The 26,492-nt window shown below is 41.0% G+C and carries 30 protein-coding genes and 2 riboswitches; of the genes, 13 read left to right on the forward strand and 17 right to left on the reverse strand.

Annotated elements, in window-relative coordinates; genetic code table 11:
• Positions 1 to 10: 10 nt before the first annotated feature.
• Positions 11 to 1,321 carry a Na+/H+ antiporter family protein gene (locus ACFOJ8_RS11265; protein ID WP_380650680.1) on the reverse strand — a complete coding sequence of 437 codons (1,311 nt, stop codon included), beginning with the start codon at positions 1,319 to 1,321 and terminating at the stop codon, positions 11 to 13.
• Between the two features lie 141 nt (positions 1,322 to 1,462).
• Between ACFOJ8_RS11265 and ACFOJ8_RS11270 the strand changes: the two genes are divergently transcribed.
• Positions 1,463 to 1,813 (forward strand): general stress protein, encoded by a 351-nt coding sequence (locus ACFOJ8_RS11270; protein WP_380650682.1) that lies wholly within the window; start codon positions 1,463 to 1,465, stop codon positions 1,811 to 1,813.
• Positions 1,814 to 1,834: 21 nt separating this feature from the next.
• Here ACFOJ8_RS11270 and ACFOJ8_RS11275 read toward each other — a convergent pair whose 3' ends face one another.
• Positions 1,835 to 2,824: a YeiH family protein gene (locus ACFOJ8_RS11275; RefSeq protein ID WP_380650684.1), complete on the reverse strand. Its 990-nt coding sequence runs from the start codon at positions 2,822 to 2,824 to the stop codon at positions 1,835 to 1,837.
• A gap of 99 nt (positions 2,825 to 2,923) precedes the next feature.
• Between ACFOJ8_RS11275 and ACFOJ8_RS11280 the strand changes: the two genes are divergently transcribed.
• Complete coding sequence (locus ACFOJ8_RS11280; protein ID WP_380650686.1) at positions 2,924 to 3,826, forward strand: LysR substrate-binding domain-containing protein; 903 nt, start codon at positions 2,924 to 2,926, stop codon at positions 3,824 to 3,826.
• Here the strand turns inward: ACFOJ8_RS11280 and ACFOJ8_RS11285 are convergent.
• Both ACFOJ8_RS11285 and ACFOJ8_RS11290 read right to left on the reverse strand, forming a co-directional pair.
• Positions 3,821 to 4,135, reverse strand: a complete 315-nt coding sequence (locus ACFOJ8_RS11285) for a DMT family transporter (protein ID WP_380650688.1) — start codon at positions 4,133 to 4,135, stop codon at positions 3,821 to 3,823. The genes ACFOJ8_RS11280 and ACFOJ8_RS11285 overlap by 6 nt on opposite strands.
• On the reverse strand, positions 4,135 to 4,473 hold the full coding sequence (locus ACFOJ8_RS11290) for a DMT family transporter (protein WP_380650690.1): 339 nt from the start codon (positions 4,471 to 4,473) through the stop codon (positions 4,135 to 4,137). The genes ACFOJ8_RS11285 and ACFOJ8_RS11290 overlap by 1 nt, the downstream gene beginning before the upstream one ends.
• 44 nt (positions 4,474 to 4,517) lie before the next feature.
• Positions 4,518 to 4,616: riboswitch (guanidine-I (ykkC/yxkD leader) on the reverse strand.
• Positions 4,617 to 4,736: 120 nt separating this feature from the next.
• Here ACFOJ8_RS11290 and ACFOJ8_RS11295 point away from each other — a divergent pair.
• Entirely contained in the window at positions 4,737 to 5,264 is a 528-nt protein-coding gene (locus tag ACFOJ8_RS11295) for an isochorismatase family protein (RefSeq protein ID WP_380650692.1), read from the forward strand.
• Between the two features lie 13 nt (positions 5,265 to 5,277).
• On the opposite strand, the gene ACFOJ8_RS11300 is transcribed toward ACFOJ8_RS11295, so the two are convergent.
• Positions 5,278 to 6,375, reverse strand: a complete 1,098-nt coding sequence (locus ACFOJ8_RS11300) for a YkvI family membrane protein (RefSeq protein WP_380659934.1) — start codon at positions 6,373 to 6,375, stop codon at positions 5,278 to 5,280.
• A gap of 68 nt (positions 6,376 to 6,443) precedes the next feature.
• The gene (locus tag ACFOJ8_RS11305; RefSeq protein ID WP_380650696.1) at positions 6,444 to 6,695 is read right to left on the reverse strand and encodes a hypothetical protein; all 252 of its coding nucleotides are present in this window, start codon (positions 6,693 to 6,695) and stop codon (positions 6,444 to 6,446) included.
• 91 nt (positions 6,696 to 6,786) lie between these two features.
• Positions 6,787 to 6,883, forward strand: a riboswitch (SAM riboswitch).
• A 68-nt stretch (positions 6,884 to 6,951) separates the two neighbouring features.
• Here ACFOJ8_RS11305 and ACFOJ8_RS11310 point away from each other — a divergent pair.
• The gene (locus ACFOJ8_RS11310; RefSeq protein ID WP_380650698.1) at positions 6,952 to 8,229 is read left to right on the forward strand and encodes an O-acetylhomoserine aminocarboxypropyltransferase/cysteine synthase family protein; all 1,278 of its coding nucleotides are present in this window, start codon (positions 6,952 to 6,954) and stop codon (positions 8,227 to 8,229) included.
• A complete protein-coding gene (locus ACFOJ8_RS11315; protein WP_380650700.1) occupies positions 8,229 to 9,143 on the forward strand; it encodes a homoserine O-succinyltransferase in 915 nt (304 codons plus the stop codon). Before ACFOJ8_RS11310 ends, ACFOJ8_RS11315 begins: the two co-directional genes overlap by 1 nt.
• Positions 9,144 to 9,169: 26 nt before the next feature.
• Here the strand turns inward: ACFOJ8_RS11315 and ACFOJ8_RS11320 are convergent, their stop codons facing one another.
• Positions 9,170 to 9,463 (reverse strand): chorismate mutase, encoded by a 294-nt coding sequence (locus ACFOJ8_RS11320; RefSeq protein ID WP_380650702.1) that lies wholly within the window; start codon positions 9,461 to 9,463, stop codon positions 9,170 to 9,172.
• Positions 9,464 to 9,479: 16 nt separating this feature from the next.
• Positions 9,480 to 10,517, reverse strand: coding sequence for a 3-deoxy-7-phosphoheptulonate synthase (aroF, locus tag ACFOJ8_RS11325; RefSeq protein WP_380650704.1), 1,038 nt, complete (start codon positions 10,515 to 10,517; stop codon positions 9,480 to 9,482).
• A 408-nt stretch (positions 10,518 to 10,925) separates the two neighbouring features.
• On the opposite strand from aroF, the gene ACFOJ8_RS11330 reads away from it, so the two are divergent.
• Positions 10,926 to 11,789 (forward strand): prephenate dehydrogenase, encoded by an 864-nt coding sequence (locus ACFOJ8_RS11330; RefSeq protein WP_380650706.1) that lies wholly within the window; start codon positions 10,926 to 10,928, stop codon positions 11,787 to 11,789.
• A 48-nt stretch (positions 11,790 to 11,837) separates the two neighbouring features.
• Here the strand turns inward: ACFOJ8_RS11330 and guaC are convergent, their stop codons facing one another.
• Positions 11,838 to 12,821, reverse strand: coding sequence for a GMP reductase (gene guaC / locus ACFOJ8_RS11335; protein WP_380650708.1), 984 nt, complete (start codon positions 12,819 to 12,821; stop codon positions 11,838 to 11,840).
• Positions 12,822 to 13,042: 221 nt separating this feature from the next.
• Here guaC and argF point away from each other — a divergent pair, with 221 nt between their 5' ends.
• Positions 13,043 to 14,062: an ornithine carbamoyltransferase gene (gene argF, locus ACFOJ8_RS11340; RefSeq protein ID WP_380650709.1), complete on the forward strand. Its 1,020-nt coding sequence runs from the start codon at positions 13,043 to 13,045 to the stop codon at positions 14,060 to 14,062.
• 215 nt (positions 14,063 to 14,277) lie between these two features.
• The gene (locus ACFOJ8_RS11345; protein WP_380650711.1) at positions 14,278 to 15,639 is read left to right on the forward strand and encodes an MBL fold metallo-hydrolase; all 1,362 of its coding nucleotides are present in this window, start codon (positions 14,278 to 14,280) and stop codon (positions 15,637 to 15,639) included.
• Between the two features lie 67 nt (positions 15,640 to 15,706).
• Here the strand turns inward: ACFOJ8_RS11345 and ACFOJ8_RS11350 are convergent, their stop codons facing one another.
• The 3 genes from ACFOJ8_RS11350 to ACFOJ8_RS11360 all read right to left on the reverse strand — a co-directional run bounded on the left by ACFOJ8_RS11350 (position 15,707) and on the right by ACFOJ8_RS11360 (position 18,043).
• Positions 15,707 to 16,330 carry a hypothetical protein gene (locus ACFOJ8_RS11350; protein ID WP_380650713.1) on the reverse strand — a complete coding sequence of 208 codons (624 nt, stop codon included), beginning with the start codon at positions 16,328 to 16,330 and terminating at the stop codon, positions 15,707 to 15,709.
• Positions 16,331 to 16,427: 97 nt separating this feature from the next.
• Positions 16,428 to 17,252, reverse strand: coding sequence for an SDR family NAD(P)-dependent oxidoreductase (locus ACFOJ8_RS11355; protein ID WP_380650715.1), 825 nt, complete (start codon positions 17,250 to 17,252; stop codon positions 16,428 to 16,430).
• A gap of 29 nt (positions 17,253 to 17,281) precedes the next feature.
• Positions 17,282 to 18,043 (reverse strand): hypothetical protein, encoded by a 762-nt coding sequence (locus ACFOJ8_RS11360; RefSeq protein ID WP_380650717.1) that lies wholly within the window; start codon positions 18,041 to 18,043, stop codon positions 17,282 to 17,284.
• A 605-nt stretch (positions 18,044 to 18,648) separates the two neighbouring features.
• Here ACFOJ8_RS11360 and ACFOJ8_RS11365 point away from each other — a divergent pair.
• Both ACFOJ8_RS11365 and ACFOJ8_RS11370 read left to right on the forward strand, forming a co-directional pair.
• Complete coding sequence (locus ACFOJ8_RS11365) at positions 18,649 to 19,743, forward strand: PLP-dependent transferase (RefSeq protein WP_380650719.1); 1,095 nt, start codon at positions 18,649 to 18,651, stop codon at positions 19,741 to 19,743.
• 1 nt (position 19,744) lies between these two features.
• The gene (locus tag ACFOJ8_RS11370; RefSeq protein ID WP_380650721.1) at positions 19,745 to 20,872 is read left to right on the forward strand and encodes a trans-sulfuration enzyme family protein; all 1,128 of its coding nucleotides are present in this window, start codon (positions 19,745 to 19,747) and stop codon (positions 20,870 to 20,872) included.
• Positions 20,873 to 20,979: 107 nt separating this feature from the next.
• On the opposite strand, the gene ACFOJ8_RS11375 is transcribed toward ACFOJ8_RS11370, so the two are convergent.
• Complete coding sequence (locus tag ACFOJ8_RS11375; RefSeq protein WP_380650723.1) at positions 20,980 to 21,249, reverse strand: glutaredoxin family protein; 270 nt, start codon at positions 21,247 to 21,249, stop codon at positions 20,980 to 20,982.
• 230 nt (positions 21,250 to 21,479) lie between these two features.
• A complete protein-coding gene (gene proC, locus ACFOJ8_RS11380) occupies positions 21,480 to 22,268 on the reverse strand; it encodes a pyrroline-5-carboxylate reductase (RefSeq protein ID WP_380650725.1) in 789 nt (262 codons plus the stop codon).
• A gap of 140 nt (positions 22,269 to 22,408) precedes the next feature.
• Here proC and ACFOJ8_RS11385 point away from each other — a divergent pair, with 140 nt between their 5' ends.
• Together ACFOJ8_RS11385 and ACFOJ8_RS11390 are read left to right on the forward strand one after the other, a co-directional pair.
• Complete coding sequence (locus tag ACFOJ8_RS11385; protein ID WP_380650727.1) at positions 22,409 to 22,570, forward strand: hypothetical protein; 162 nt, start codon at positions 22,409 to 22,411, stop codon at positions 22,568 to 22,570.
• Between the two features lie 25 nt (positions 22,571 to 22,595).
• Positions 22,596 to 23,279 carry a hypothetical protein gene (locus tag ACFOJ8_RS11390; protein ID WP_380650729.1) on the forward strand — a complete coding sequence of 228 codons (684 nt, stop codon included), beginning with the start codon at positions 22,596 to 22,598 and terminating at the stop codon, positions 23,277 to 23,279.
• Positions 23,280 to 23,375: 96 nt separating this feature from the next.
• On the opposite strand, the gene ACFOJ8_RS11395 is transcribed toward ACFOJ8_RS11390, so the two are convergent.
• Positions 23,376 to 24,884, reverse strand: a complete 1,509-nt coding sequence (locus tag ACFOJ8_RS11395; protein ID WP_380650731.1) for a malate:quinone oxidoreductase — start codon at positions 24,882 to 24,884, stop codon at positions 23,376 to 23,378.
• A gap of 252 nt (positions 24,885 to 25,136) precedes the next feature.
• On the opposite strand from ACFOJ8_RS11395, the gene ACFOJ8_RS11400 reads away from it, so the two are divergent.
• The gene (locus ACFOJ8_RS11400; protein WP_380650733.1) at positions 25,137 to 25,319 is read left to right on the forward strand and encodes a hypothetical protein; all 183 of its coding nucleotides are present in this window, start codon (positions 25,137 to 25,139) and stop codon (positions 25,317 to 25,319) included.
• 20 nt (positions 25,320 to 25,339) lie between these two features.
• Here the strand turns inward: ACFOJ8_RS11400 and ACFOJ8_RS11405 are convergent, their stop codons facing one another.
• Together ACFOJ8_RS11405 and ACFOJ8_RS11410 are read right to left on the reverse strand one after the other, a co-directional pair.
• The gene (locus ACFOJ8_RS11405; RefSeq protein WP_380650735.1) at positions 25,340 to 25,669 is read right to left on the reverse strand and encodes a hypothetical protein; all 330 of its coding nucleotides are present in this window, start codon (positions 25,667 to 25,669) and stop codon (positions 25,340 to 25,342) included.
• Between the two features lie 73 nt (positions 25,670 to 25,742).
• Positions 25,743 to 26,408 carry an HAD family hydrolase gene (locus ACFOJ8_RS11410; protein WP_380650737.1) on the reverse strand — a complete coding sequence of 222 codons (666 nt, stop codon included), beginning with the start codon at positions 26,406 to 26,408 and terminating at the stop codon, positions 25,743 to 25,745.
• Positions 26,409 to 26,492: the final 84 nt, after the last annotated feature.

Raw genomic sequence — 26,492 nt, forward strand, 5'->3', positions numbered from 1 at the left:
AAGATGCCTACTATAGAATTATCCCTGCAACAAATCCCGCCATCAGAACTGGTATGTTTAGAAAGATGAAGGTAGGAACACAAGTGTCCCATATGTGGTCATGCTGGCCATCTGCGCCTAGGCCGGCTGTAGGCCCAAGAGTAGAATCGGATGCTGGAGATCCTGCATCTCCAAGCGCACCCGCTGTTCCTATGATGGCAATTATAGCTGGCAGGGATAACCCCAGCTCCATACCCATTGGAACGAAGATACTCGCAATAATAGGAATTGTAGCGAAGGAAGAACCAATCCCCATCGTTACAATAAGACCGACCAGCAACATTGAAGCGACAATCAATATTTTATTTCCTGCAAGCGTTTCTGCGATACCATCTACTAGAGGAGTGACATGTCCAGTCTCTGAAATAACACCGGCAAAACCATTTGCCGCAAGCATGACAATGCCAATATAAGCCATCATTTTAATACCTGAGACCAGTTCATTGTCCAAACGCTTCCACTTAAATTGAAATGAAATAAAGAAAATCATAATACCAGCCAAAGCACCGAATATCATTGAATCGGTGAGTACTTGGACGCCAAAAGTCGCAATGATAGCCACTAGCGCAATTATAATGGTACCAAAATTTGCTTCTGTCTCATTTACGGGACCGGAATCCTTCGTCTCATAAGTACGATGTTTTCTATAATAGAACAGCGCCAAAGCGAGCCCGACGACAAACCCGCTAGCAGGGATAACTAGAGCAGGGGCCACCTGGCCAAAAGTAATTTCTACTCCTGCCGATTCGAAACCATTAACAATTGTATTTTGGAAAATTTGTCCGAATCCGATTGGGAAAAGGACATATGGAAAAGTAAGACCAAAAGTGAGCACAATTGCGAGCAATCTCCGATCAAAGCCGAGTTCGTTCATCAGGCTGAGTAGTGGCGGAATCAGAATTGGAATAAATGCGATATGTATCGGGATGACGTTTTGACTCATGATCGACACCATAAGTAAAGCGGCAATAATAGACACTTTCGCTATGACTCTCGCTTTTTGGGATTCCTCCTTCTTCAACGCCCTGATAATGAATTGTACAAGCACTTCTGTAATGCCGCTATACGCAATCAAGGCTGCAAATCCTCCAAGGAGTGCATAGCTGAGTGCAATTTCTGCACCTCCTGTAATCCCATCGGTAAAAACACTAATCACTTCGCTATATTGCATACCTGCAACCAGCCCACCAGAAAGTGCACCGATGAATAACGCGAGTACTACGTTCAATCTGAGTAGGCTGAGTGCAATCATTATAAGCACTGCTACGACCACTGCGTTCATACTCATCCCTCCTCATTAGAATTTTACAATATTGCTATACTAAAGATTTTAATCGCATTTGTCAATGTTACTATGTTTAGCATTACTTTAATGGGGAAAGCAATGTAATGTAATGCTAATCAACTCAGGAGGGATTTTAACATGAAACCATTCATCAAAGCGTACACTAATGACGAAACACTAAAAGACGATATTAAAAAATTAACATCAAAAGACATCAGTGCAGATGATATTTATGTCATCTCCCACGACAACGACCGTACTAAAAGAATTACCAAAGCCGCTGAAGTCAACACAATTGGCGTAAGCGAATCAGGCGTTGCCGATACTGTCAAATCCACATTTGAAAAGCAAGGTGACACACTTCGTAAGCAACTTCAGAGTATCGGCTTTTCCGAAACAGAAGCTGAGAACTATGAGAGCGACATGGACGAAGGTAAAGTCTTCTTGATCGTAACAAATAATGGAGATGTCGGTCAGCATCTCGCATAAATAAACCGCCCTTAGGGCGGTTTATTTTATTACATATACGAACATGCCCAGCAGAATCGAAATTGCAAATATCAGAGCGAAAGGCTTCAAAGCTCGCCCTGCTACATCTTTAATACTGATATTAAGCCCAAGGGCAATCATTGCCATCGTCAGAAGCAACGTGGTCAACTGTGAAATAAGCTCCATAACTTGGTCAGAAATTTCCACATAGTTTCCTATTACGTAGCTGTTGGCAAGACTCATTAGCACGAACCCAATAAGGAAGTAGGGAAAGGCCACCTTGCTGGTACCCGTCCTATTTTCTTTACGACGCATGTACCATATGAAGAAGAGACACAATGGAACGAGTAGAAATACCCTTGAGAGCTTAGCAAGGAGGGCAAAACTGAGTGCTTCTTCTCCGGCAGGTTCTGCAGCAAGCGCAACATGCGCTAGCTCATGCAGACTTAAACCAGACCATATGCCGTAAGCTACATCTTCTATAGGCAGGTACGGTCTAACCAGAAGATAGAATACGGAAAATACAGTTCCAAGTAGCGCAATGATGCCTACGCTGACAGCAGTATCCTCATCTTTTGCTTTGATGATTGGTGCGACTGCTGCAATCGCTGCCGCACCACAGACCCCGGTACCTACTCCGAGAAGCATGGATAATGTCATATCCGCTTTGAATAGTTTCGCCAAAATATAGGACATAATTATTGCGAGCATAATAACAAATGAGGATTTTACAATTAGGGGCAGCCCCTCATTGAATACGACATCTATATTCAATTTTAAACCATATAATATGATAGCAGCACGCAGTAAGATCTTAGCTGAAAACTGTATACCATTTTTAAGCTTATGCGGGTAGCCGAAAAACTGTCTATAGAAAAAGGCGAGAGCAATAGCGGTCGCCAAAGGGCCAATGTAATTGAAAACCGGAAGCTGGGCAATGCCGAAACTGACGATTGCTATAAGCAAAGTAAACCCTATACCATAAAAAAACTGTAATCGATTGGAATTCATAGTGTATCCCTCCATCTATTATGATAGAAGGCTTCTTCACATAAGTGAAATAGTATATCATGATGTTAATCATAACCTATTACTTATGGAGGTCGCATTTTGATAAACCAAGCTATTAAAGTTTTCGTGGCCGTTGTCGAGGAGAAAAGCTTTACAAAAGCAGCGCAACAACTGCATATGACACAGCCTGCAGTGTCTAGTTATATAAAGCAACTTGAAACAGAGCTTAATATTACATTGGTTGAACGTTCTACACGAGGAATCCGTATGAATCCAGCAGGGGATATCTACTATCATCACGCTAAAGAAATGATAGCACTCGAAATGCGGATGCATCAATTGATCCTTGACCTACAAGAAGAAACAAAGGGACCTATCAAAATAGGTGCCAGTTATACTTATGGCGAATATATACTGCCGTCTATGCTGGCATCACTTGTTGAGAAGTACCCTGGTGTCGTGCCTGAAGTGCAGATTAGCAATTCAGCAGCCATTATGAATGGCATCAGATCTGCTACGCTTGATATTGGTATCATCGAAGATGAGATCCTCAACGCAAAAGTAAATATGACTCGACTACTCAAAGATGAGATGCACGTGGTAGGGAATAAAGGATTCACTAATCGACCAACCCGTCAGTCCTTGGAGGAAGCAACTTGGCTGATCCGGGAAGAAGGTTCTGGGACAAGGAACTATCAAGAGCAAGTATTCATCAATCTTAAAATTCAACCTAGGACCATCACCTTGAGCAGTACACAAGCAATCAAAAATGCTGTAGCAAGTGGAATGGGCATTTCACTGCTGTCGAAGCACACAATCCAGCATGAGCTCGAGACTGGTCTTCTGAAACGTATAAACTACGACAACACATCACTCGAAAGACATTTTTACTTACTCACCCCTGATGTAAGGTTCCACTCAACCAGTACGCTCGCAATGCTGGATGTATTCAATAGCATTGCTATTGAGCACCATGAAGTTTCCCAACAATTTTTATCATGAAATCAATTTTAGACCTACTACTGCACAAACAATAAGAAGAATAAACACTATTCGCTTCCAGTCTTTCGATTCTTCAAAAAAGACCATACCGAGTAGCGCGCCACCCGAGGCACCGATACCAGTCCATATCGCATACGCAGTACCCATCGGCAATACTTCTAGGGCGATTGCTAGGAACAAAAAGGAGAGCCCGAAACACATAAGCAACAAGAAAAGTGAAAAAATCGATTTATCTTTGTGAAGCTTATTGATTGAAAGCACTCCACATATTTCAAAAAGACCTGCTAGAAAAAGTGATATCCATGCCATCACGAAACCTCCCCTTCCGACTTCTCATCGGTCACTATCTTCAGACCAGCAACACCGACAAGTATCAGCACAATTAGCAGTATCTTAAGCGGAACGAATGGCGCGCCAAAAATAACAATTTCAGAAAGTACAGTTCCAAATGCACCTAAACCCACAAACACAGCGTAAACTGTACCAACTGGCAGATACCTGCCAGCGTCAATCATTAAATAGAAGCTGAGAACAATGGATATCAAAGTGAATATCCATTCATACCACTCGGTAGCATGGGTGAGACCAATTACCCAACTCACTTCAAATATGCTTGCGATTAAGACTTTAAGCCATTGCTTCTTCATACAAATCCTCCTTTAAAATAAAAAGCCTGGGAGAGAATATCATTCTCTCCCAGGCTTTTGTCCCTCCGTGTCATGAAGCTGCTTCATGTGTCATCTCTCGGACCAGACCCATTATAAATGACGGAACCCTAGATAACTTTTTATAAGATTACCTCTATCATACGAGAAGCATGCTAAGTTTTCAATTAAAGCGGTGTGAAATGGCACTAATCGGGTATTTATATAATATATGCAAAAGTAATATATTATAGGGAGTGTAGTAAATGCTCATTGCCATAGATCTTCAAAATGATATTTTCGATAAAAATGGTTCCGGTTACGCAGAATCCACAGAAGCAGTACGGGATGGTATTGAATCACGTATCCAACATGCCGTAGATCAGGGCGAGCCAGTCATCTATACGCAGAACTTCTACCCAGAGTTTGAACAGGAGTCACGTAGCCTTGAAAGCATACGTTTCGACGAAGCGATGTTTCCTCAATTTCGGGAGCTTCTTGAAACACACGGAGATAGATATGAAAAAACATTTTATGGTATACCCCCAGAGGAAGCCAGAAAGATACAGAAGAAATATGAAGATGATGTAGAAACTGATCGCACTATTGAATTCATTGGTGCAGAAACCAATGTATGTGTATTAGCAAACATCATGGTTATACAGAATATATTTCCTCAAGCGAATATCACTCTAAATAGGGAGCTTATAGCCAGTACTAGTAAAGAACTTGGAGATAAGACCATCGATGTTCTCTCTAATATGAATGTATTTATTATTGGAGACGGTAAGTAATATAAAAATCACCTCATCGTTGAGGTGATTTTTTTGTTGAGACCAATTTCAACCATTTCATCAGCATCGCAACACCAAGTATCAGTCCCACATATCCCATAACAGGATAGATTGTACCTACAAGATCTGCAAAACCGACAAAGCTTAGTATATAACCGATGACGAGCGATACAGGGAGCATTATTTTGTAACGTCGACTGCCAGGATGGCTGAATCGATTCAAGAAGGGATAGAGCATGCCTACCGCTGTATTGTAGATGACCAACAACATTGCTACCGAGAGCAACAGCCCAAGTACCGGATGTATTTCATTAGCCAGAAGTAGCATCGGTAGCTCCACCGTGTTCACTTCATCCATCTGCGCCATTAGACCGTTATTGATTAGGAACATTAAGAGTATGATGATGATACTACCGATAATACCACCCCACCCAGCGACTTTCCTAGAGTCCGATCGAGACCCCATCATAGTCAAGAAACTAAAAGCAACAGCAATAGTAAAACCACTATATGTAACGGCATTCCACCACCAAGGTCCCGGTGGTGTGGCTTCCGGGTTGGCATACTGATCCACTTCACTTAGTGGTAGAGAAGGATTCAGAAAGTTGACGATGGCAATGATGACGACAATCGCCAGTAGATAAGGCGTAATTGCACCTAGTGCCAGTACAATACGATCGAAATCAAGATTCAGAGTAATAAATACAGCCAAGATTAATATCAATGAACCAATCCATGGAGATACACCGAAGCTTTCGTAGAATGTGGAACCAGCACCCGCAAACATAATAACCGCTACACCATAGAGGAAGAAAGAAAGTACAACATCAATGATGCGTCCAAAAGTCTTCCCGAACATATTCAGCAAAGAATCAATGTATGATTCGGCCTTGATATCGAATCCAACATCTGCTGTCCACTTGCCCGTAAATAGTACCAGTAACCCCGAGAGAAGAACGGCGAAGATACTCACTGCTCCATTATTTGTGAAAAACTGCAATATTTCCTGACCTGTCGAGAAGCCTGCACCGACCACTACACCGGTGTAGGCGAATCCTATTTTGAGGACTTGCTTCACATTGGACACCTTGACCACTCCATAAATTTTCAAATTTTTGCTATGCAGTATCCATACTATACTTTGGGTGCTGCATTAGCAATTGGAAGAGAACTGAAGTTCTACTGGGAGCCTATGACGACCCGACTGTACATGTAGTCCGCTTCAGGTCTCTCTAGGCCATAATCTTTCATAAGCAAAATTATTATCTCCTCTTTCGATTTCCCTTCTTCTATATACTTTAAAATACCGTAATGCATCTCCTTCATACGATTACGATCGTCTATTCTTATCCTAGTCTGCACCAACATACGTCGACTGTAAATAAATAGTACGAATGTCACAAGCATAAGTAAAATAATAAAGACATCCATCTATCTCACCTTCCCACTTGAAAAGTTGAAAAATTAAAAGTATTTGACAAACTTACTTCCATCATAGTACCATAGTTTTTAATTAAATAATTGCTTATCCAGAGTGGCGGAGGGAATGGCCCTACGAAGCCCAGCAACCTTTTCAGTAAGGTGCTAAATCCAGCAGGTATTATCCTGAAAGATGAGTGACTCGCGAGTCTTCCTTTATCTTTGGGTAGGCTCTTTTTTTATTAATCTGTTCTTGGAGGAATGTAAAATGGCTAACAATCACCGTTTTGAAACAAGACAACTTCATGCTGGACAAGAAATTGATGGGACAACAAATTCTCGAGCACTGCCTATTTACCAGACGACCTCCTATGTATTCGATGACACCAAACATGCTTCAGAATTATTCGGCTTGCAAGATAGCGGCAATATATATACGCGTATTATGAATCCTACAACGGCAGCCTTAGAGACCCGGGTAGCTGAACTTGAGGGTGGTGTCGCTGGCCTCGGTGTCGCTTCCGGCATGGCGGCCATCACTTATGCCATACAGGTTTTAACCAACAGTGGAGATCACATCATTTCTACAACGAGTCTATATGGTGGCACACACACACTTTTCACCCATACCTTTAAAAAGTTCGGTATCGAAACATCCTTAGTCGATATTAAAAATCCGGAGAATGTTTCACGTGAAATCAGAGATAACACCAAAGCCATCTTCATTGAGACAATCGGTAACCCGGAAGGAAATGTTGCAGATATACAAGCACTTGCGGAGATTGCTGAAAAGAATGATATCCCTCTAATTGTTGATAATACTTTTGCTACACCTTACCTGTGCCGACCAATTGAGCATGGCGCACACGTTGTAGTCCACTCTGCGACCAAGTTTCTCGGTGGACACGGCACTTCCATTGGCGGTGTAATTGTAGATGGTGGCAATTTTAATTGGGACAACGGCAAGTTCCCAGGTCTTACTGAACCAGATGAATCCTATCACGGTCTGATATTTACTGAAGCGTTTGGGCCGGCAGCCTACGCTTTCAAAATAAGAACCACACTCCTCAGAGATACAGGAGCTGCTCTTTCGCCATTCAATTCATTCCTGCTAACACAAGGTATAGAAACATTATCACTCCGGATGGAAAGACACGTAGAAAATGCAGAAAAGGTTGCTGCATTTCTCGAGCAGCATGAAAAAGTGGAATGGGTCGACTACGCCGGACTTGAGTCTAGTAGATATTATGCTGCTAAAGAGAAGTATCTTCCAAAAGGCGCCTCTTCGATATTTACTTTCGGTGTAAAAGGCGGCTATGAAGCAGGAAAGACATTCATCGAAACTTTGGAGCTCTTCTCTTTACTTGCAAATGTAGGCGATGCCAAGTCTCTTGTCATACATCCAGCTTCCACTACACATTCGCAATTGAATGAGGAACAACAACTCGTAGGAGGCGTCAAACCGGAGACCATCAGATTATCTGTGGGTCTTGAGCATATCGACGATATTCTGGATGACCTTAAGAAAGGGCTGGATGCAATCTAATGCCGATTAAAATTATTGAAGGTCTGCCTGTAACGGAACGCCTTCATAAAGAAAATGTTTACACTATAGAAGCGAAGCGGGCCTATACCCAAGATATACGACCGCTTCGCATAATCATCTTAAACCTGATGCCAAAGAAAGAAGAAACCGAGCTCCATTTACTTAGACTACTCGGGAATTCACCCCTTCAGGTGGATATCGATTTCATGTATATGACAACCCACCATAGCAGGAACACACCAACCAGCCACCTACAGAAGTACTATCACACTTTAGAAGAAGTGCGAGATAGACGTTACGATGGCATGATCGTTACGGGCGCCCCTGTTGAAACACTGGATTTTGAGCAAGTAAATTATATAGAAGAACTCCGTGAAATCATGGAATGGTCACAGACCCACGTTTTCTCCAGGTTCTTCATCTGTTGGGGCGCGCAGTTTGCATTGAACCACTATTTCGGCATTCGAAAATCGCTCTTGCCAAATAAATTGTTTGGCATTTTCGATTATAATAATGAAATGCCAAGCCATTCATTAATGAGAGGATTCGACGACACATACCGCGTCCCCCAATCTAGACACACACAGGTCGACAGAACAGCCTTGGAAAATGTAGAAGCGCTCGACATACTATCCTCTCACCCCACTTTTGGACCGGATATCATATGTACGAAAGACCAGCGCAACCTCTTTATATTTGGACATCTTGAGTATGAGCGCAACACCCTTAAGAACGAGTACGACAGGGATCATGAAGCAGGTGAAGAAATAGCTCTACCTAGCAACTACTTCCCAGAAGATGATCCATCGGCCGATCCTTTATTTACCTGGAAAAGTCATGGACATTTGCTTTTCGGCAACTGGATTAATGAAACCTACCAGAATACCTACTACGACCTCTCAGAACTAAAATAGCCTGCGATAATATCGCAGGCTATTCTTCATATCTTATGGGAGACATTGTATTTTCTTAAGTTTTCATGCTGACGCTTTTTGGAGAGTGCCATGAGATGTCTGAAAAACGAGTCAGCATAGATCTCCAGACTTTGATCTTGCAATCTTTCTACATTTCTACAAACAACTTGCTCTTCACGCGCTTCATCGAATACTGGAATATCATTTTGTATCTTATACTGAGCGATATTCTCTGCAACTTGCATCCGTGCTTCGAAAAGCGCAATGAGCTCTGCATCCAGTTCGTCAATTTTATATCTCAATTTTTCATGTGTATTCATGGCTACTCCTCCTTATCTAGTGCTGCACAATCTGTTTGCCTGTGGCCGTCTTCTTCTCCACATCAAGCAATACATTGATTGTCTGCATCAATTCTGCGAACTCGTCTGGTGTCAGACACTGTTGTCCATCACTCCATGCATTTTGAGGGTCTTCGTGCACTTCAATCTGCAGCCCATTTGCACCTGCCATCACCGCTGCTTTTGCCATTGACGGGATGAGATGTCTTACTCCAGCTGCGTGACTTGGATCTACCACAATAGGAAGGTGGGATTCCTTTTGGATTACAGGCACTGCTTGGATATCCAATGTGTTTCTGGTTGCCGTCTCGAAAGTTCGGATACCTCTCTCACAGAATATGACGTTATCATTTCCGCCAGCCATAACATATTCTGCAGACATCAACCATTCTTTCATTGTGGCAGACATACCACGCTTCAATAGAACAGGTTTGTTCGTCTCTCCAACGGCTTTTAGCAAATCGAAGTTTTGCATATTACGTGCACCAATCTGAATGACATCCACCATCTCGACGAAATCATCGATGTAATCCGTAGACATCAGTTCCGAGACGATTGGTAGTCCTGTTTCTTCTTTGACGACGTTAAGAATGCGCAATCCCTCGAGTCCAAGGCCTTGGAAAGCGTACGGTGACGTTCTCGGCTTGAAGGCGCCACCTCTGAAAGTATTTGCGCCTGCTGCCTTGAGCTTTTTGCCAAGCGCAACCATGTCATCCTCGTTCTCGACTGAACAAGGCCCAGCACATACCATGAAATTTTCTGCTCCTACTTTGACACCATCGATGTCTATGACGCTATCATCTTCGTGAAATTGTCTGTTTGCTTTCTTGTATGGCGCTTGGATACGATGAACCCCCTCAACAATCCTGTATTTTGCAAAATCATTTTCCGTAACTACCGATGTATCGCCAATCAGTCCGATGACTGTACGATTTTTACCATCTGACCGGTTAACTCCAAAACCTGCCCCCTCGATATTCTTGACCAGCTCTTCAATTTCCTGTTCCTTAGCATCGTGCGCAACATGAATAATCATAATAAAACCTCCCATTGAATTTATAAAAATAAAACCGCCACTTATTTATATAAATAAGTGGCGGTAGTTTGAATAAGATGATATACCGAACCCTAGCCACTTATTGATATAAATGGCTAGACATCACAAAATGCTTTAGCCATCATTGATACAAACAGAATTTGTTTTACGTTTGTACGCAATGATGGGTACAAACGGTATCAAAAATAGCTAAAGTAGGATTGATTATGTTGTTGTTGTCTGGTGAGTAACATAAAATCGCCTCTTTTGGGATGTGTTGAAAGTCATTATAGCCCCCTTATATCACTTTGTCAACATAGAATTGTCAGAAAATCAGAAATATCCAGTTTGCGTTGGAAAACCAATATAGTTATACTTCTCTAATATAATGAACGTGGAGGTAGAATCATGAATATTACTATTGTTGGTCTCGGAAACATTGGTGGATCTTTTGCGCTATCTTTAAAAGAGAATGCGCCAGAACACGATGTATATGCGATAGATGTAAATAATGGCTCACTACGCAGCGCCGAACAGAATGGAATCATTATACAGGGGTATACCGGACCTGAGGAAGTATTACCGAAAACTGATTTGATTATCTTTGCAGTCTATCCGCTACTTCTGGAGTCGCTAGTCAAAAAGTATAAACCTCACCTTAAAGAAGGTGTCATACTTACCGATGTTACTGGCATCAAGCGATCGATTATCAAACAGATTGAACCGCTCCTGCCGGAGGATGCAGACTTTATTTTCGGTCACCCGATGGCCGGTAGGGAAAATAGAGGTCTCCAATATGCCAGCGGCGAAGTATTCAAAGGTGCAAACTACCTCTTCACACCGACTGCCAGGAACAGACAATCGAACATCGATATGCTCTTTACCTTAGTCGAGCAGCTCGGTTTTAAAAATATATCTACAGTGACACCCGAATTCCACGATGATGTCATTGGCTTTACAAGTCAACTGACACATGTCATCGCACTGTCTCTCATCAACAGTGACGACACAAAAAGAAATACAAAAGAATACACTGGGGACAGCTATAGAGATCTCACTCGTATTACGAACATCAACGAAAATCTTTGGCCTGAACTCTTCGTTATGAATAAGGACTATCTGGTTGAGCATATTGATCAGTTCAAATCTCAAATGGATTTACTCAAGCAAGCAATTGAATCAGAAGATATAGATACGATGCAAGAAATGATGATTGAAGCGAGACGCAGATACCATGACCTGCATAATCTGGAGCTCCCCGAATTGGATTAAGTAAATAAAAATAGAAAGAGCCATTCACATGAATGGCTCTTTCTATGCTTAATAGACCTTATCTCCGTTAAATATCGAATTCTTCACCGTCACATAGTCTACAGTGCGAATGGATTCCAGTGTAGTACCACCTGCATACGATATTGAAGATTGGAGATCCTGCTCCATTTCTTCCAGCGTATCCTTGAGTGGTCCTTTATAATCTACAAACATCTTCTTACCTTCGACGTTCTTTTTCTCACCTTTTTGGAACTCGGATGCTGAACCAAAGTACTCCTTGTACTTCTTGCCGTCACGCTCAACAGTTTCTCCAGGCGATTCTTCGTGTCCTGCAAACAGTGAGCCGATCATTACCATAGAAGCACCAAAGCGTACTGATTTCGCAATATCGCCATGCGTTCTGATACCACCGTCAGCGATGATTGGTTTTGTTGCAGCCTTTGCACACCATCTGAGCGCAGCAAGTTGCCATCCGCCCGTACCAAAGCCCGTTTTAATCTTAGTGATGCAGACCTTTCCTGGTCCGATACCGACTTTCGTTGCATCTGCACCAGCGTGCTCCAGTTCACGAACCGCTTCAGGTGTACCTACGTTTCCTGCAATCAGGAAGGTTTCAGGTAGTTGCTCCTTAATATACTGGATCATTCTGATAACACTATTGGAATGCCCATGGGCAATATCTATCGTAATATAGTCTGGCACTAGCGATTCTCTTTTCAACATATCGACAAATTCAAACTCTTCATCTTTTACACCTACGCTAATGGACGAAATAAGATTTTTACTTTTCATCGACTTGATGAAATCGATGCGTGCCTCTGGCTGGAAGCGGTGCATGATGTAGAAATAGCCTCCTTCAGCCAGTTTAAGTGCAATCGTATCATCAATGATTGTCTGCATATTAGCAGGAACTACAGGCAATCTAAATGTATGTTTACCAAGAATTACTGACGTGTCGCATTCTGCTCTACTATTTACTATGCATTTATTCGGAATTAACTGGATATCTTCATAATCAAACACATTTTCCATTAAAAATTCTCCTTAAAATACGAATATTATCAATAATAATTAATTATTATGTTCGCCATTCGGTAGTTTATGATATTTCGAGTACAAAGTCAAGTTTCGAATATAAAATTATAATATATTTTATTAAAATAAGTTTTTATGCATTATTTTAAATATTTATTTGATTTTAGAGTGTATTAATGTATAATTATTTTTAATCAATTTTAAAAGGAGATGATGGTTTGGTAGCGGCTAAACAACTAGACCTAATCAGTTTCTATGGTAAAAATTTTCTGAAGGAATATGACTTCAACAAAAATGAGCTTGAAACACTGATTAATCTGTCAGAAGATCTCAAAACTAAAGAAAAGCATGGTATCCCTCATCGCTTCATGAGTGGCAAACACATTGCGCTCATATTCGAAAAACAGTCCACACGCACACGTTCTGCATTCACTGTAGCTGCAGGCAAACTGGGTGCAAACGTCGAATATTTGAGTAAGAATGATATGCAGCTTGGTGCGAAAGAATCTGTAGAGGACACCGCTAAAGTACTTGGGATGATGTTTGACGGCATCGCATATAGAGGGTTTGATCAGGTAACAGTCGAGGCACTCGGTGAGCACGCAAATATTCCTGTCTGGAACGCACTGACAAACGAATGGCATCCAACGCAGATGCTTGCAGACTTCCTGACTATCAAAGAACATTTCGGCACCTACCACGGTAAGACAGTTACCTTTGTCGGAGATGGTAGAAACAATGTTGCTCACTCCCTACTTATTACAGGTGCCATTCTCGGGGTAAATATCAACATCGTCGCACCAGAATCGCTGCAACCAATCTTATCGGTTCAAAAACTCGCCAAAGATTTACAACATCACTCGGGCAGTAAATCTGTAATTACCTCAAATGTTGAAAAGGGAATCAAAAACAGTGATGTAATCTATACAGACGTCTGGTGCTCAATGGGCGAGGAAGATGCGCTTGACGAACGCTATAATCTGCTTCACCCCTACCAAGTGAACCAAGCACTCGTAGATATGACAGGAAAGGATACGATCTTCTTGCATTGTCTACCGGCAATACACGACACGACGACTGATGTCGGTCAACTCGCCTATGAGAAGTTTGGTGTCCACGGCTTGGAAGTGACGGACGAAGTTTTCAGAAGTGGCTATTCGAAAGTATTTGAACAAGCCGAGAACCGCATGCACACAATCAAGGCATTACTTGCTGCAACATGCGGTGATGTCCATTAGAAGAGCAACTTCATAGTTGCTCTTTTTTTGTGGGATGAGTAGTATATCCCTGCCTCTTTATTGCAAGGAATGAGAACGCAGTTTATGATAGAAAAGGAGTTCCCTTCCTATGCTCAACCGACGCTTAGTAAGCTTTATTTAAATATGTAGCAAGAATCATCTCTATGCCAGAAAGTCCTTACTTAGTAACTAAAATAACCAAGGAGTGTGGCTTAATGTTCTTCAAACAATTTTTTGATCAGAAACTCTCTCAAACTTCTTACATGGTTGCTTGCCAGAAAACAAAAGAGGCAATCATTATTGATCCTAAGCGTGTTCTCGACGAATATGCCGAAGTTGCACAATCAGAAGGGTTTACTATCACTTCGGCGACAGAAACTCACATCCATGCAGACTTCGCATCTGGCCTCAGAGATTCTGGCAGACGTTTCAATGCCAGACTTCTAGTATCGGGTGAGGGAGATGAGACTTGGCAGTATCGTCACATGCCTGAAGACACTCAGTATTTGAAGGATGGCGATGTGTTTGCTGTAGGAAATGTAGAATTAGAAGTCATCCATACACCAGGACACACTCCTGAAAGTATTTCGTTTGTCCTCACAGATCGTGGAGCCGGAAGTGATGAACCTATGGGTATGTTTACAGGAGATTTCCTATTTGTCGGCGACATTGGACGACCAGATCTGCTAGAGGCGACAGTAAATACGGAAGGGGCGACAAGGGAAGGTGCCGTTGCCATGTTCGATTCTCTGAAAAAGTTGAATGACTACCCAGATTTTATGCAAATATGGCCTGGGCACGGCGCCGGGAGTGCATGTGGTAGGTCACTAGGGGCAGTCCCACTTTCGACATTAGGGTACGAACGAAGAAATAACTGGGCGTTTAAGTTTGAAGACAAAGAAACTTTCGTTAAAGAATTAACAAGAGACCAACCGGAACCACCGAACTATTTTGCTCGGATGAAAAAGGTCAATAGGGACGGATTATCCGAGTTCAGCATAAAGGAAGTTGCCGTCCATTCGCCCGATGAACTCTCGAATCAGATATTTGACCTTAGAAATAAAGAGGACTTCAGAAAAGGATTCAGAAACGGTGCCATCAACGTGCCCTATGACAGTAAATTTCTTCAATTTGTGGGATGGTATATCGATTATGATATGCCAATGACTGTATTCGCTAATCCGGAAGATAGCACAAGACTGCAGAAAGATTTAGCTTCCATAGGATTCGATAATCTCCAACTAATTGTTCCGATAGAAGAAAGCGATAAGTACTACGACGATACTTATGATAATCTCTCTCCTGAACAACTTGTGCAAGGACATCAGAATAAAAATATTCTGGATGTGCGTTCCACCTCGGAATACAAGACGGGGAGCCTTGGAAATTCTCACCATATCCACTTTGGACAACTCGATAAACACGATCTACCTTTCAACAGAGAAGAAACAATCTATGTACATTGCCAATCCGGAATACGATCAGCAATTGCCTTGAGTATACTTAAGAGACTTGGGTATAAGAACGCTATTAATATCGAAAAAGGCTACAAGGGCATTAAAGAAGCAATGCAATAAAATTGTCTTCTCAAGAAAATTTTCAGAAAAAAGAGCCCTCCGGTTCATACCGGGGGGCTCTGTTTGCCTAATCACTCTCAGGGTCCTTTGCAGTTGATATTAAAACATATATAAAGCTCAGCACAAGCCACCATTGGATAATACTTAAACCGATTAGCTCAGGACCGCTATATATAAAGAACCTTGTAATTAACTGTACTATAAATATCGTTATTGAAATAACGAGTATCGCTCTGAAACGTCGCCAGATGAAGTATATAGCTATAAGCGCTAAGAGCGTTATAATTGTTAGGGCAATATAATGCCACTGCATCAGACTTCTGAACTCGAGGATACCATAGAGAGCAAGAAAAGAAACTGCAAATATGCAGTACCCTTCTACGTGAAATAGGCTTTTAGACTTGTAAAACAAATAGCCGAATGCTGCTAGTAGAGCAATTAGAAGCCCCTCTGTCCCTCCACTATAGTAAATCACTCCAGAAGGATTATTGATGAAGGAATTCCAATCAAAGAAAATATATGTAATCTTATAGATCAGAAACAAAATGACGAGGGTAATGGTCCACTCCCTGAAAAGGGAACGCTTTTCATCCGAATCCCATAACATCAAATAGGTAATAATCAGTGAAAGAAGAATCGCCAAGTAAGTTAGAGAGAGTGTAAAAACGCCGAAGGTAATAGTTTCGAACATGCTATCATTCCAATTCAAAGAAATTTAACGACTTTCATAATAGTGACATGTATCTCAATTTGATGAAAGTCCGGCGCTTCATAAAATTATGGAAACTTTAGTGCATCCTTCTAATTGCCTCTTTTACTATGGCATCATATAGCACCGGTGGTAGAAACTTACTCGCTAAATTCAAAGCTAGAGAGCCCCGTGTCGTACGATAAATAGATTTTACACGCTGGTTGGTTAGGGCTTCTACCATAATATCTCTTGTCCGCTCGACACCAGGTGCCTGATCAAGTGCATTTAGCATGAATGCTTTCACCTGCTGCATCTGGTTATAATAGGCAGAGCCTTCGACTGCCATGTAGTTCTCATCGAGAGCAACCTGACCAAAAGCAGTCTTTACAACGCCAGGCTCTACCATGACCACCTCAATTCCCAGCTCCCGTACTTCCTGCCTTAGAGCTGTGCCAATCGCTTTAATGCTATGCTTCGTTGCAGCGTAATATCCCATGCCTGCACTGGAAACATGGGCTGCTGAAGAACTTGTCAATACTATACGTCCTGCACCTTGCGCTCGCATAGTAGGCATCACATTCCGTATCGTTTCAACTGCACCAAAGACATTAACTTCAAACTGGCGCCTCATAGCTTCCTCCGGTACTTCTTCGATAGCTCCGTACACGCCGAAACCTGCATTTACAAGTACTGCGTCAATCGTACCAAAATCTTTCTGTATGGAAAGGCACACTTCCGCCAACTGGCGACCTTCCGTGACGTCAACAGGATAGGCATGGGCACCTTTTTTGACAAGAACATCGAGCAGATGTGCTCTTCTGGCACTAACACAAACGATGTGATCAGTGTCTTGTAACAGCTTCAACGCAACCGCCATACCGAATCCGCTTGATGCACCTGTGATCCAAATTACTTTTGGCATATTAAAACTCCAGTTCTATAAACTCAATTCTATTTTTTAAACATACTAAACAGCTTGCTGAAATACCCACTCTTTTCTTCCGAATTGTGATTCGGCAGCTCTTCAGCCTGAGACTCTTCTTTCTTATCCGCTTCGAGGTCGGCATAACTATTCATATCAACATTAGAAGAGGCTTGCTTAGACTGAGCTTCAGAATCGTCTGTAGATATCGTATTCCCAGCCACTTCTGTGTGTTCTTCATGCTCCGGAGCAGGCTCTTCAATTGCAGAATCTTCATGAAAAGTATCTTCAGCGGCTTTGGAAGCAGGTAGATCTTCATCCTTTAATTCATCGCTATCATCACTGTACTGTAAAGAAAGTGTCTGTGAATACTTACCATATTCATCAAGCTTCTCAACCAGTCTATGTACATTATTCTTAAGCTCTCTGTTTTCCTGCTGCATCGATTCAAGTTTATCCATAACAACACCAAGCATATGATTGATATCATTATTAGTAATGCTTGCCGGTATATTTTGAGATTTTTCCGTAATAATCTCAGGTACTTTGTTGATGATTTCATCAGCTGCTGTTTCGAGAGTATATCCAGGTTGTTTTGCCAATCTGATGAATTCCTTCATCACAGCTACATCTCCCTGTGAGAAAAGCCTTCTATTATGTTCATCCTTAGCTACTTCGTAATTCCTGTCTTCCAGTAGCCTTACATATTTGCGGACATTTTGGTCTGACAGCTCGACCTTATCTTTCATCTGTGCAGTTGTATAATAAACTGTTTGATTCATCTCTTTCATAATTAATCCTTCTCCCATAACTATAGTTACCATTATTATAACATTATATTTGTAAGTGTCCATGTCATCGTGTAAATTGATTTCTTTATTTTATAACGTATTTGTATCGCTGGTGCTATATGCGTTATATAAGAATAAATACACTTATATATAAGACTTTAATGCAATACTTAGACGATACTTTACATAGATTTAGTCGTAACGCTTAAAAGATGGTGTTTATTGATTTTACAAGAGTGTCTTCTAACCTATAGCATTACTATTATGTGCATTCCAACTATTTTAAAGTATCTGAAAATGCGTTTGACTTTGCGTCTATAAATTTGTATATTGGTTTAGATAAATAATTTAATATAAATGTTAAATAAGGTGAGGGTTCTCTAAGCTGTCTAATCACTTGAAAGAATACTTTAAAGCCCTGAGAAACCTAGGGAACTATTTGTACCTTCCCTCATTACAAAACATGTTCTGAATGATGGATAATATGTAGGCTGGCATATTCCACAACATGTGATGTGTAATGCGCTTAGCTTTCATTCTCCCGGCAGACCACTCTCTGCGGATAGGATGAAAGCTTTTTATTTATATAAAACAGGAGGAATACTATGGAAACAAAACTGGCACAGATCGGCATGACTAAAGATATCACAGGAGCAACAACAAGCCCAATATATACAGCTAGCGCCTATAAACATGAAAAACTCGGAATGTCGACAGGATTTGATTATACGAGAACTAAAAATCCGACACGCTCACATTTTGAAGAAGCTTTTGCAGACTTGGAGCAAGGAACTTATGCTTTTGGTACTTCAAGTGGCATGGCAGCCATACAACTTGTATGCAATCTGTTTAAACCGGGAGACGAAGTACTTGTAAGCTTTGATCTTTACGGGGGAACATTCAGGATTTTCGAATTCTACGAACAACAGTATGGTGTGAAATTCATATACGTGGACTTCGATGATATTGAAGCGGTCAGAAAATCCATTCACGGCTCCACGAGAGCTTTCTTCATCGAACCAATTACGAATCCGTCAATGATTGAGGTTGCGCTTGAACCTATTTATAAGCTGGCAAAGGAAAACGATATCATGACCGTCGTTGACAACACATTCCTGACCCCCTTCTATTACAAGCCACTGACTGAAGGTGCTGACATCGTATTGCATTCTGCTACAAAGTATATCGGTGGCCATAACGATGTCCTTGCAGGGATTGTAACCGTACGGGATGAGTCTCTAGGCAATACACTGGGAATGCACCACAACATGATTGGGGCGACACTGTCTCCTTTTGATGGGTATCTGCTACTCAGAGGTTTGAAAACACTTCACCTCAGAATGGAGCGATCGACTGAAAATGCACGGGCGTTATCTGCATACTTTACAGACCATGATGCAGTAGATGAGGTATTATATTCTGGACGCACTGGAATGATGAGTTTGAGACTTGGCAAGGATTACGATGTAGGTGCTTTTCTAGAGAACATAAAAATTTGTACTTTCGCAGAAAGTCTAGGTGGCACTGAAACTTTCATCACGTTCCCATTCACTCAGACACATGCCGATATGCCAGATGAAGAGAGAATCAAACGTGGCATAGATGAACAACTAATTAGATTGTCTGTAGGAATCGAAAACATTGAAGACATTAAAGGGGATTTAATACAGGCCCTAGCTAAAGCGAAAAGGGGGGCATAGGATGGATTACAAAAAAGAGACGGACATGATAATAGACGACAAACGTGGAGTGGATTATCAGACCGCTAATCAGCCTTTGTATTATTCCACTGCGTTCCTACGCCCAAGTCTTGATTCCGAAGAGGGACACCTCTATGTACGTCACGGAAATCCGAACAGAGAAAAACTTGAAGAGAAGCTTGCTAGGCTTGAACATGGTAAGTTTGCTTTTGCCTTCAATTCGGGCATGTCGGCCATTAGTGCAGCCCTTATGACTTTCTCCCCCGGTGACCACATTATAATGCCGAATGATATGTATGGAGGCACATACCAGCTTGTTAAAACAGTATTAAAACGCTTTGGTCTGGAGTTCACTTCAGTAGATCAAAGTGATATCACCAACGTTATAGATACAATCAAAGAAGATACGAAAGCTATATATATGGAAACACCTTCAAACCCAACCCTGCAAATAACAGATATAAAACGTATGGTTGAAGTTGCTCGAGTCAGAGATATCAAGGTAGTTGTGGACAATACATTCATGACACCACTTGGTCAGAACCCACTTCTACTTGGCGCAGATATGACAATACACAGTGCCACTAAATTTTTAAGTGGACATAGCGACTTGATTGCTGGAGCTGTAATTGTAAACGATCCATCTATCAGTGAACAGCTTCAGGAACTTCAGGTTGCAATGGGGCTAGGTTTAGGCACATACGACTGTTGGATGCTCAATCAGCACCTTAAAACACTGACTTTGAGATGGAAGCAATCTACTGAAAATACGGAGAAAGTACACACGTTTTTAAAGGATCACCAGAGTATCGCACACGTCTACTATCCTATAGAAAACGAAGTTCATATGTCCCAGGCTACCCATGCAGGGGCTGTTATCAGCTTCAAACTGGCAGAAGAGAACAAAGCTCAGAGTTTTGCAGATCACCTCAACATCCCTCTCGTATCTGTCAGCCTAGGCGGCGTTGAGTCCATTCTTTCTCACCCAGAGACTTCGAGCCATAAAGACTTACCAGAACACGAACGCATTGAAAAAGGAATCACAAAAGGTCTTTTTAGACTTTCCGTAGGTATTGAGAATGTTGAAGATCTAATAGATGATTTTGAACAGGCTCTAAAAAATATGTAGGCACAATGACTGTCTTCCACGACGGAAGACAGTCATTATTTAATTTTATTGCTTTATTCGGATATTGCAATTCAAGAAAACGATATGTCTATTGGGGGGCATATTAGCTAGCTGGACATTCTGTAGTGCCTGATTGTTTTCTCAAGCTTTGGTATGCCAATTTCAGTAACGGCATCATATCTATTGCCGAAACCGATTTCAACAACTGGCACATGATCTACTCCATACTTGACCTTGAGTACCTCTCTTAACGCATCGTTTCCAGATACATCGACAATTTGGTACTCAAAGCCACTGTCAGCCAAATGTTGCTTTACTTCCTCACAGTACGGACAGTCCTGCTTTTCCCAAACAACAACGCTTACTTTTTTATTCATTCTAGTTCCCCCTTTCCAGGTTACTACCAAGCTTTTTATATAAAATATCTAACAAAACATTACTTTAACGTTACAACTAAAGATTACAACGAATATCGTGTGCGATATGTCAGCTAAATGTTAATTATAACGCTTAGAACAGAAATTCAACAATTAATAACCTATTATAATAGTATGAATTAAAAAAGTAAATGGCGTTCTAAACAAAAAGTAACAGGACTCGAGTCCTGTTACTTTTTGTTTGCTTCATTGACCGCTTTCATTGCCTTGATAACACTATTTCTGAAACCCTGGTTTTCGAGTTCCATGACACCTTGTATCGTGGACCCTCCTGAAGTTGTAATCTGATCTTTGAGTACTCCTGGATGTGTTCCGGTTTCCAGTACAAGTTTACCAGCACCTATAACTGCCTGTGCAGCAAGCTTATAGGCTTGCTCACGTGAGAAACCGACACTTACAGCCTGGTCAGCCATTGCTTCAATCATAAGAAAGCCATAGGTAGGCGAAGAACCTGTAAGTGACGGAGTATACTTCATTAGCGATTCATCTACCCAAGCAACAGTACCGATTTTACCAAATACACTCTCAGTAAACTGCCTATCTGCTTCTATTAAACGTTTATTAGCAGACATTACCATTACACCTTCTTGTACCGATACTGCAATGTTTGGCATACTGCGAATGATTTTCCTATCTCCTAATATCGTCTCCATTTCTTCAATAGTCACACCTGCCGCAATAGATATGTAAAGCGCATCTTTTTTACCATGATTTTTAATTTCACCGAATACACTCAGAATCTGATTAGAACTGACACCATTTATAATAATGTCGCAATCAGCAAGTTTATTGTAGTCCGTACTCACTTCTACTTGCTTGTCTGCTCTGAATTTTTCGAGCTTATCTAAACTTCTTCCTGTAACGAGAATTTTCTCTTGCATTTCATGATCTTTCAGTAGCCCGCTGACAATATGATTAACCATTTTACCCGCACCAATAAATCCCAATTTATACTCCATAGATCATCCTCCTCAATCTTTCTGAATATTTTAGCATGTATTGTCTTATAACTGTTTATAATTTGTATAAAACATTCTAAATGCTATAATATCCTCAAATAAAACCATCCATTCTATGTTACTACCGAAAGGAGTATCTTATGAATATTTTTTACGTACTGTTTCTGCTTATACCGATACTCGGTTTCTTGGGAGTATACCTAACCACCGGCAACCTGACCTACGCTATCATTCTACTTCTTATCATCGATGTGATTTTTACATTTCTCTTCGTCACTCGAAAGCGTAAAAATAATAGGTAGACCACACGAAGAAAGGAATAGAATTATGTCTAAATCACAAAAAGAACTCCAGAAAGAAAATTATAGACTGCTCGAGAAGTTGGATCCTCGTTACAACAAGTCATGTATGGAAATCATCACATATATCAGGGTAAATACTGCCGCTCGGAGCCGAGAAACAGAAAAGGTTCTAAATGAATTTCTAAAGCAGCTTATCCAGGCACAAAGAGAAGGTAAGAGCATTGAACAAGTCACTCGAGGAGATTCTAAAGCTTTTGCAGATGATCTAATTGAACGGCTGACCAAGAGGAATATACTTAGTCTTGCGGCAATTCTCGCTGTAATACTTACTGGACTAAACCTCTTATTCGACTACACAATTGAAATACTTTTTCGGTTGATTGACGGAGCGGCTTTCATAACCACTTTAAGTATTCTTCCTTTCCTAGCAGAAATGATTCTTACCGCTAGCTTTGGAGCTACATTCGTTTACCTGGTCTTTTATATTTACCGGAAGATCGCCTTCAGGGACTGGCCGTTGTGGAGAGAATATGGGCTCTATTTCCTTGTAGGCGGAGGACTTTTTCTGGTCTACCTCTTATTCAGTCATCTTGCATCTTCTATCAATATAGGACCATCATTCGAATTAAATATGTTTTTTATAGTATTGCTTGGTATAGCGTTTATTGTATCAGGTATCGTTGCTTTCAGGTCTGAAAATAATGCCTAGCGTTACAAAATAATATAACGATAGGTGTTATAAAAGGAGGAGCTACTCCTCAATCCCATTAAAAAATCCCGTAACGAAAGCGTTACGGGATTTTTGTCAGCTTAGCAAGGCGCCTTCTTCTTGAGGTTTCAAATTCAACTTTCTCGATACCATTTCATTGATCTCCTCGAAAATGTCAGGTTGCTTTGAAAGGTTGATGCCATAGGAAGGAATCATTTCTTTAATCTTTCTTTCCCAGTCAGGAAACTCCTCTGGGAAGCATCGTTTCAAGACATCAATCATAACTTCCACTGATACGGATGCACCGGGAGAAGCACCAAGCAAAGCTGCAACGGAGCCATCCTCTGAGGTGATAACCTCTGTGCCGAATTGGAGCGTCCCCTTACCTCCTTTATCTGTATCCTTGATGACCTGAACACGTTGACCGGCCACAACAATCTGCCAATCCTCACTCTGAGCCGAAGGAACAAACTCCCTTAGATCATTCATTCTTTCTTCACTCGATTGCATCACCTGTTGGATAAGATATTTTGTTAATCCCATTTCTTTGGCTCCGGCAGAGAGCATTGTAAGCATATTATTCGGTTTTACGGAACCAATCAAATCGAAATACGAACCGGTTTTTAAAAACTTAGGTGAGAACCCTGCGAATGGTCCAAAAAGCAACGTCTTTTTTCCATCAATATAGCGTGTATCGAGATGAGGCACAGACATTGGCGGTGCTCCAACCTTAGCCTTACCGTAGACTTTCGCATTGTGCTTTTCTACAACTTCAGGATTTTGGCAGACCATGAATTGCCCACTTACAGGAAAACCACCAATTTTTTTTGATTCAGGTATGCCTGTCTTTTGAAGAAGTGGTAAACTGCCTCCTCCCGCACCAATAAAGATGAACTTAGATGTATAGTAAGCAGTTCTGTTAGTTTTCAGATCCTTCACCTTAACCTGCCACTTTCCATGTTCAGTTCTTCTAATGTCCTCTACTTCGTGCCCGAGATTAAGTGTCACTCCCTTTTCTTCAAGAATTGAGATAAGTTTACGTGTCAAGTTACCGAAATTGATATCCGTACCGGTTTCTATACGCGTTGCAGCAATCGGTTCATCAGTTTTACGATCCTGCATCATCAGAGGCATCCATTCTTTTAAAGTGTCAAGGTCATCTGTAAACTCCATCCCGTCGAATAGTGGGTTTTCAGTTAAAGCCTCTACACGTCTTCGTAAAAAGTCGACATTCTTCTGACCTTCCACAAAACTGAGATGAGGTACAGGCATAATAAAGTCTTCAGGCTTTTCAAGCATCTTCGTTTCAACTAGATGGGACCAAAACTGCTTAGAAAGCTGGAACTGTTCATTTATATGAATAGCTTTAGTAATGTCTAAAGAACCATCTGCTTTTTCGGGTGTATAGTTCAGCTCACATAAGGCAGAATGCCCCGTCCCCGCATTATTCCACGCGTCTGAGCTCTCCTGTGCCGTTGCTTCGAGTTTTTCAAAGATTTCGATATTCCATTCTGGCTTGATTTCTTTAAGAAGCGTTCCAAGTGTCGCACTCATGATTCCGCTTCCAATAAGAATTACGTCGGTATTATTTATCATACTTTTCATAATAACTTCAAGACCCCTTATCAAGATTCAAATATATGGATACTACTAGTGAGGTGATACAAACATGCCAGGCGCATTCCCATTCATTAATACTCCAATTCGAAAGCGAGATGGTATATAATGAATAATCAGTCGTAAAAAGTTGATCATTATCTGTTAATTATACCCTTTTTTATTAATATGTAAAAGCTTTCAAATGTTCGTATGTCCCGTTTGGTTATGTAATACACTACCTACGTAAAGGAGCACTCCATGAAACATATTTCCATGTTCATTATTGCCCCGGTAATACTATTCTTTTTCCTCATTCTCATCACAGATGTGGCCAATGCTGCTGGAGGTATATTCATATATCTACTTATCATATCTGCTAGGTATCTATATGACAGATATAAAAACAGTAAAATAGAACATAAAAAAGACTCAGGAGAATAGTACCCTGAGTCTTCTTTTACTTATTTCACTTTATCATTCACATACTCTATGAATGCATCAACATCGCCTTGTACGACATCGATCATAGCCACTTTTCCCATGCCTTGAGGGAACTCAATGAAGAGTGTATTGTTTTCGATCGTCGCCTGTAGTATATCTTGATAACTGAAGAAGCGTCTGTAAGATTCACCATTCATATCTACGTTCATAACGACACGTTCATTTGTAGTAATATAAGCACCTTTAAAGTGGGTTTGATCACCTACTTTGTAGATTATTGTGCCTTCTATTGAAGGACCGAGTTTCTCTGTAGGGTAAAGTTCACTTGCATCTATATCAATCAAACTCATACTATCACACTCCATTAGTCTAATTTACCATCCTATTCTATCACGTAACCAAGTACTAAGACTAATATTCGACCTAGTCGGTATGAATCTGCCACTGATTTCTGGCAGCAATGGCTTTGAGCCTATCGTCTGGTTTTACTGCTACCGGTCTGCCGACTAGCTCGAGCATCTTGAGGTCCGTGTGGCTATCGCTATATGCCTCACTGTTCTTCCAGTCGATTTGCTTGTCTGCAAAGTGTTGTCTGATGATATCAATTTTCCGGTCGGCATAGACGCGTTCAAAGCGTGATCTATAATCCAGTTTGTCGCCCTTATACTTTATTTCCGAGCCAACAATGCAATCGATATCAAATCCTTCGAACACTGCTTCAAGAAGGGGGATAAAAGCCCCGGATATAAGCATTATATAATAGTTGTCCTGTTTCAACTGCCTCATTTTTCCAACCAACGGCGCCCTCAAGTCATCTATCATATCACTAGCGACTTCCTTAAAAAAAGACTCTATTTCACTTCGTGTATTATTTTTAAAGGACAACAAATAGTATTCCATCGCTTTATTCTGCATCTTCGATTTTTTGACGATTTTCATTTTATATGCAAAATAGATAGGCGCAAACTTCCTTACAAAACGACCATAGTTTGTTTTGTACCTAGGGTGGTGCTTCAAATGATCTATCAAAACGTTGAATGTTTCATACGGATACAAGGTGCCATCAAAATCAAATAAAGCCACTTTCATATTACATATCCCTTTCTACTACAGTAGTTGATATATGACTATTTGCTTCCATTCTACCATACAAACATAGGTTCCGTGCTAGCT

Source organism: Salinicoccus sesuvii (assembly GCF_042648145.1).
Classification (GTDB): Bacteria; Bacillota; Bacilli; order Staphylococcales; family Salinicoccaceae; genus Salinicoccus; species Salinicoccus sesuvii.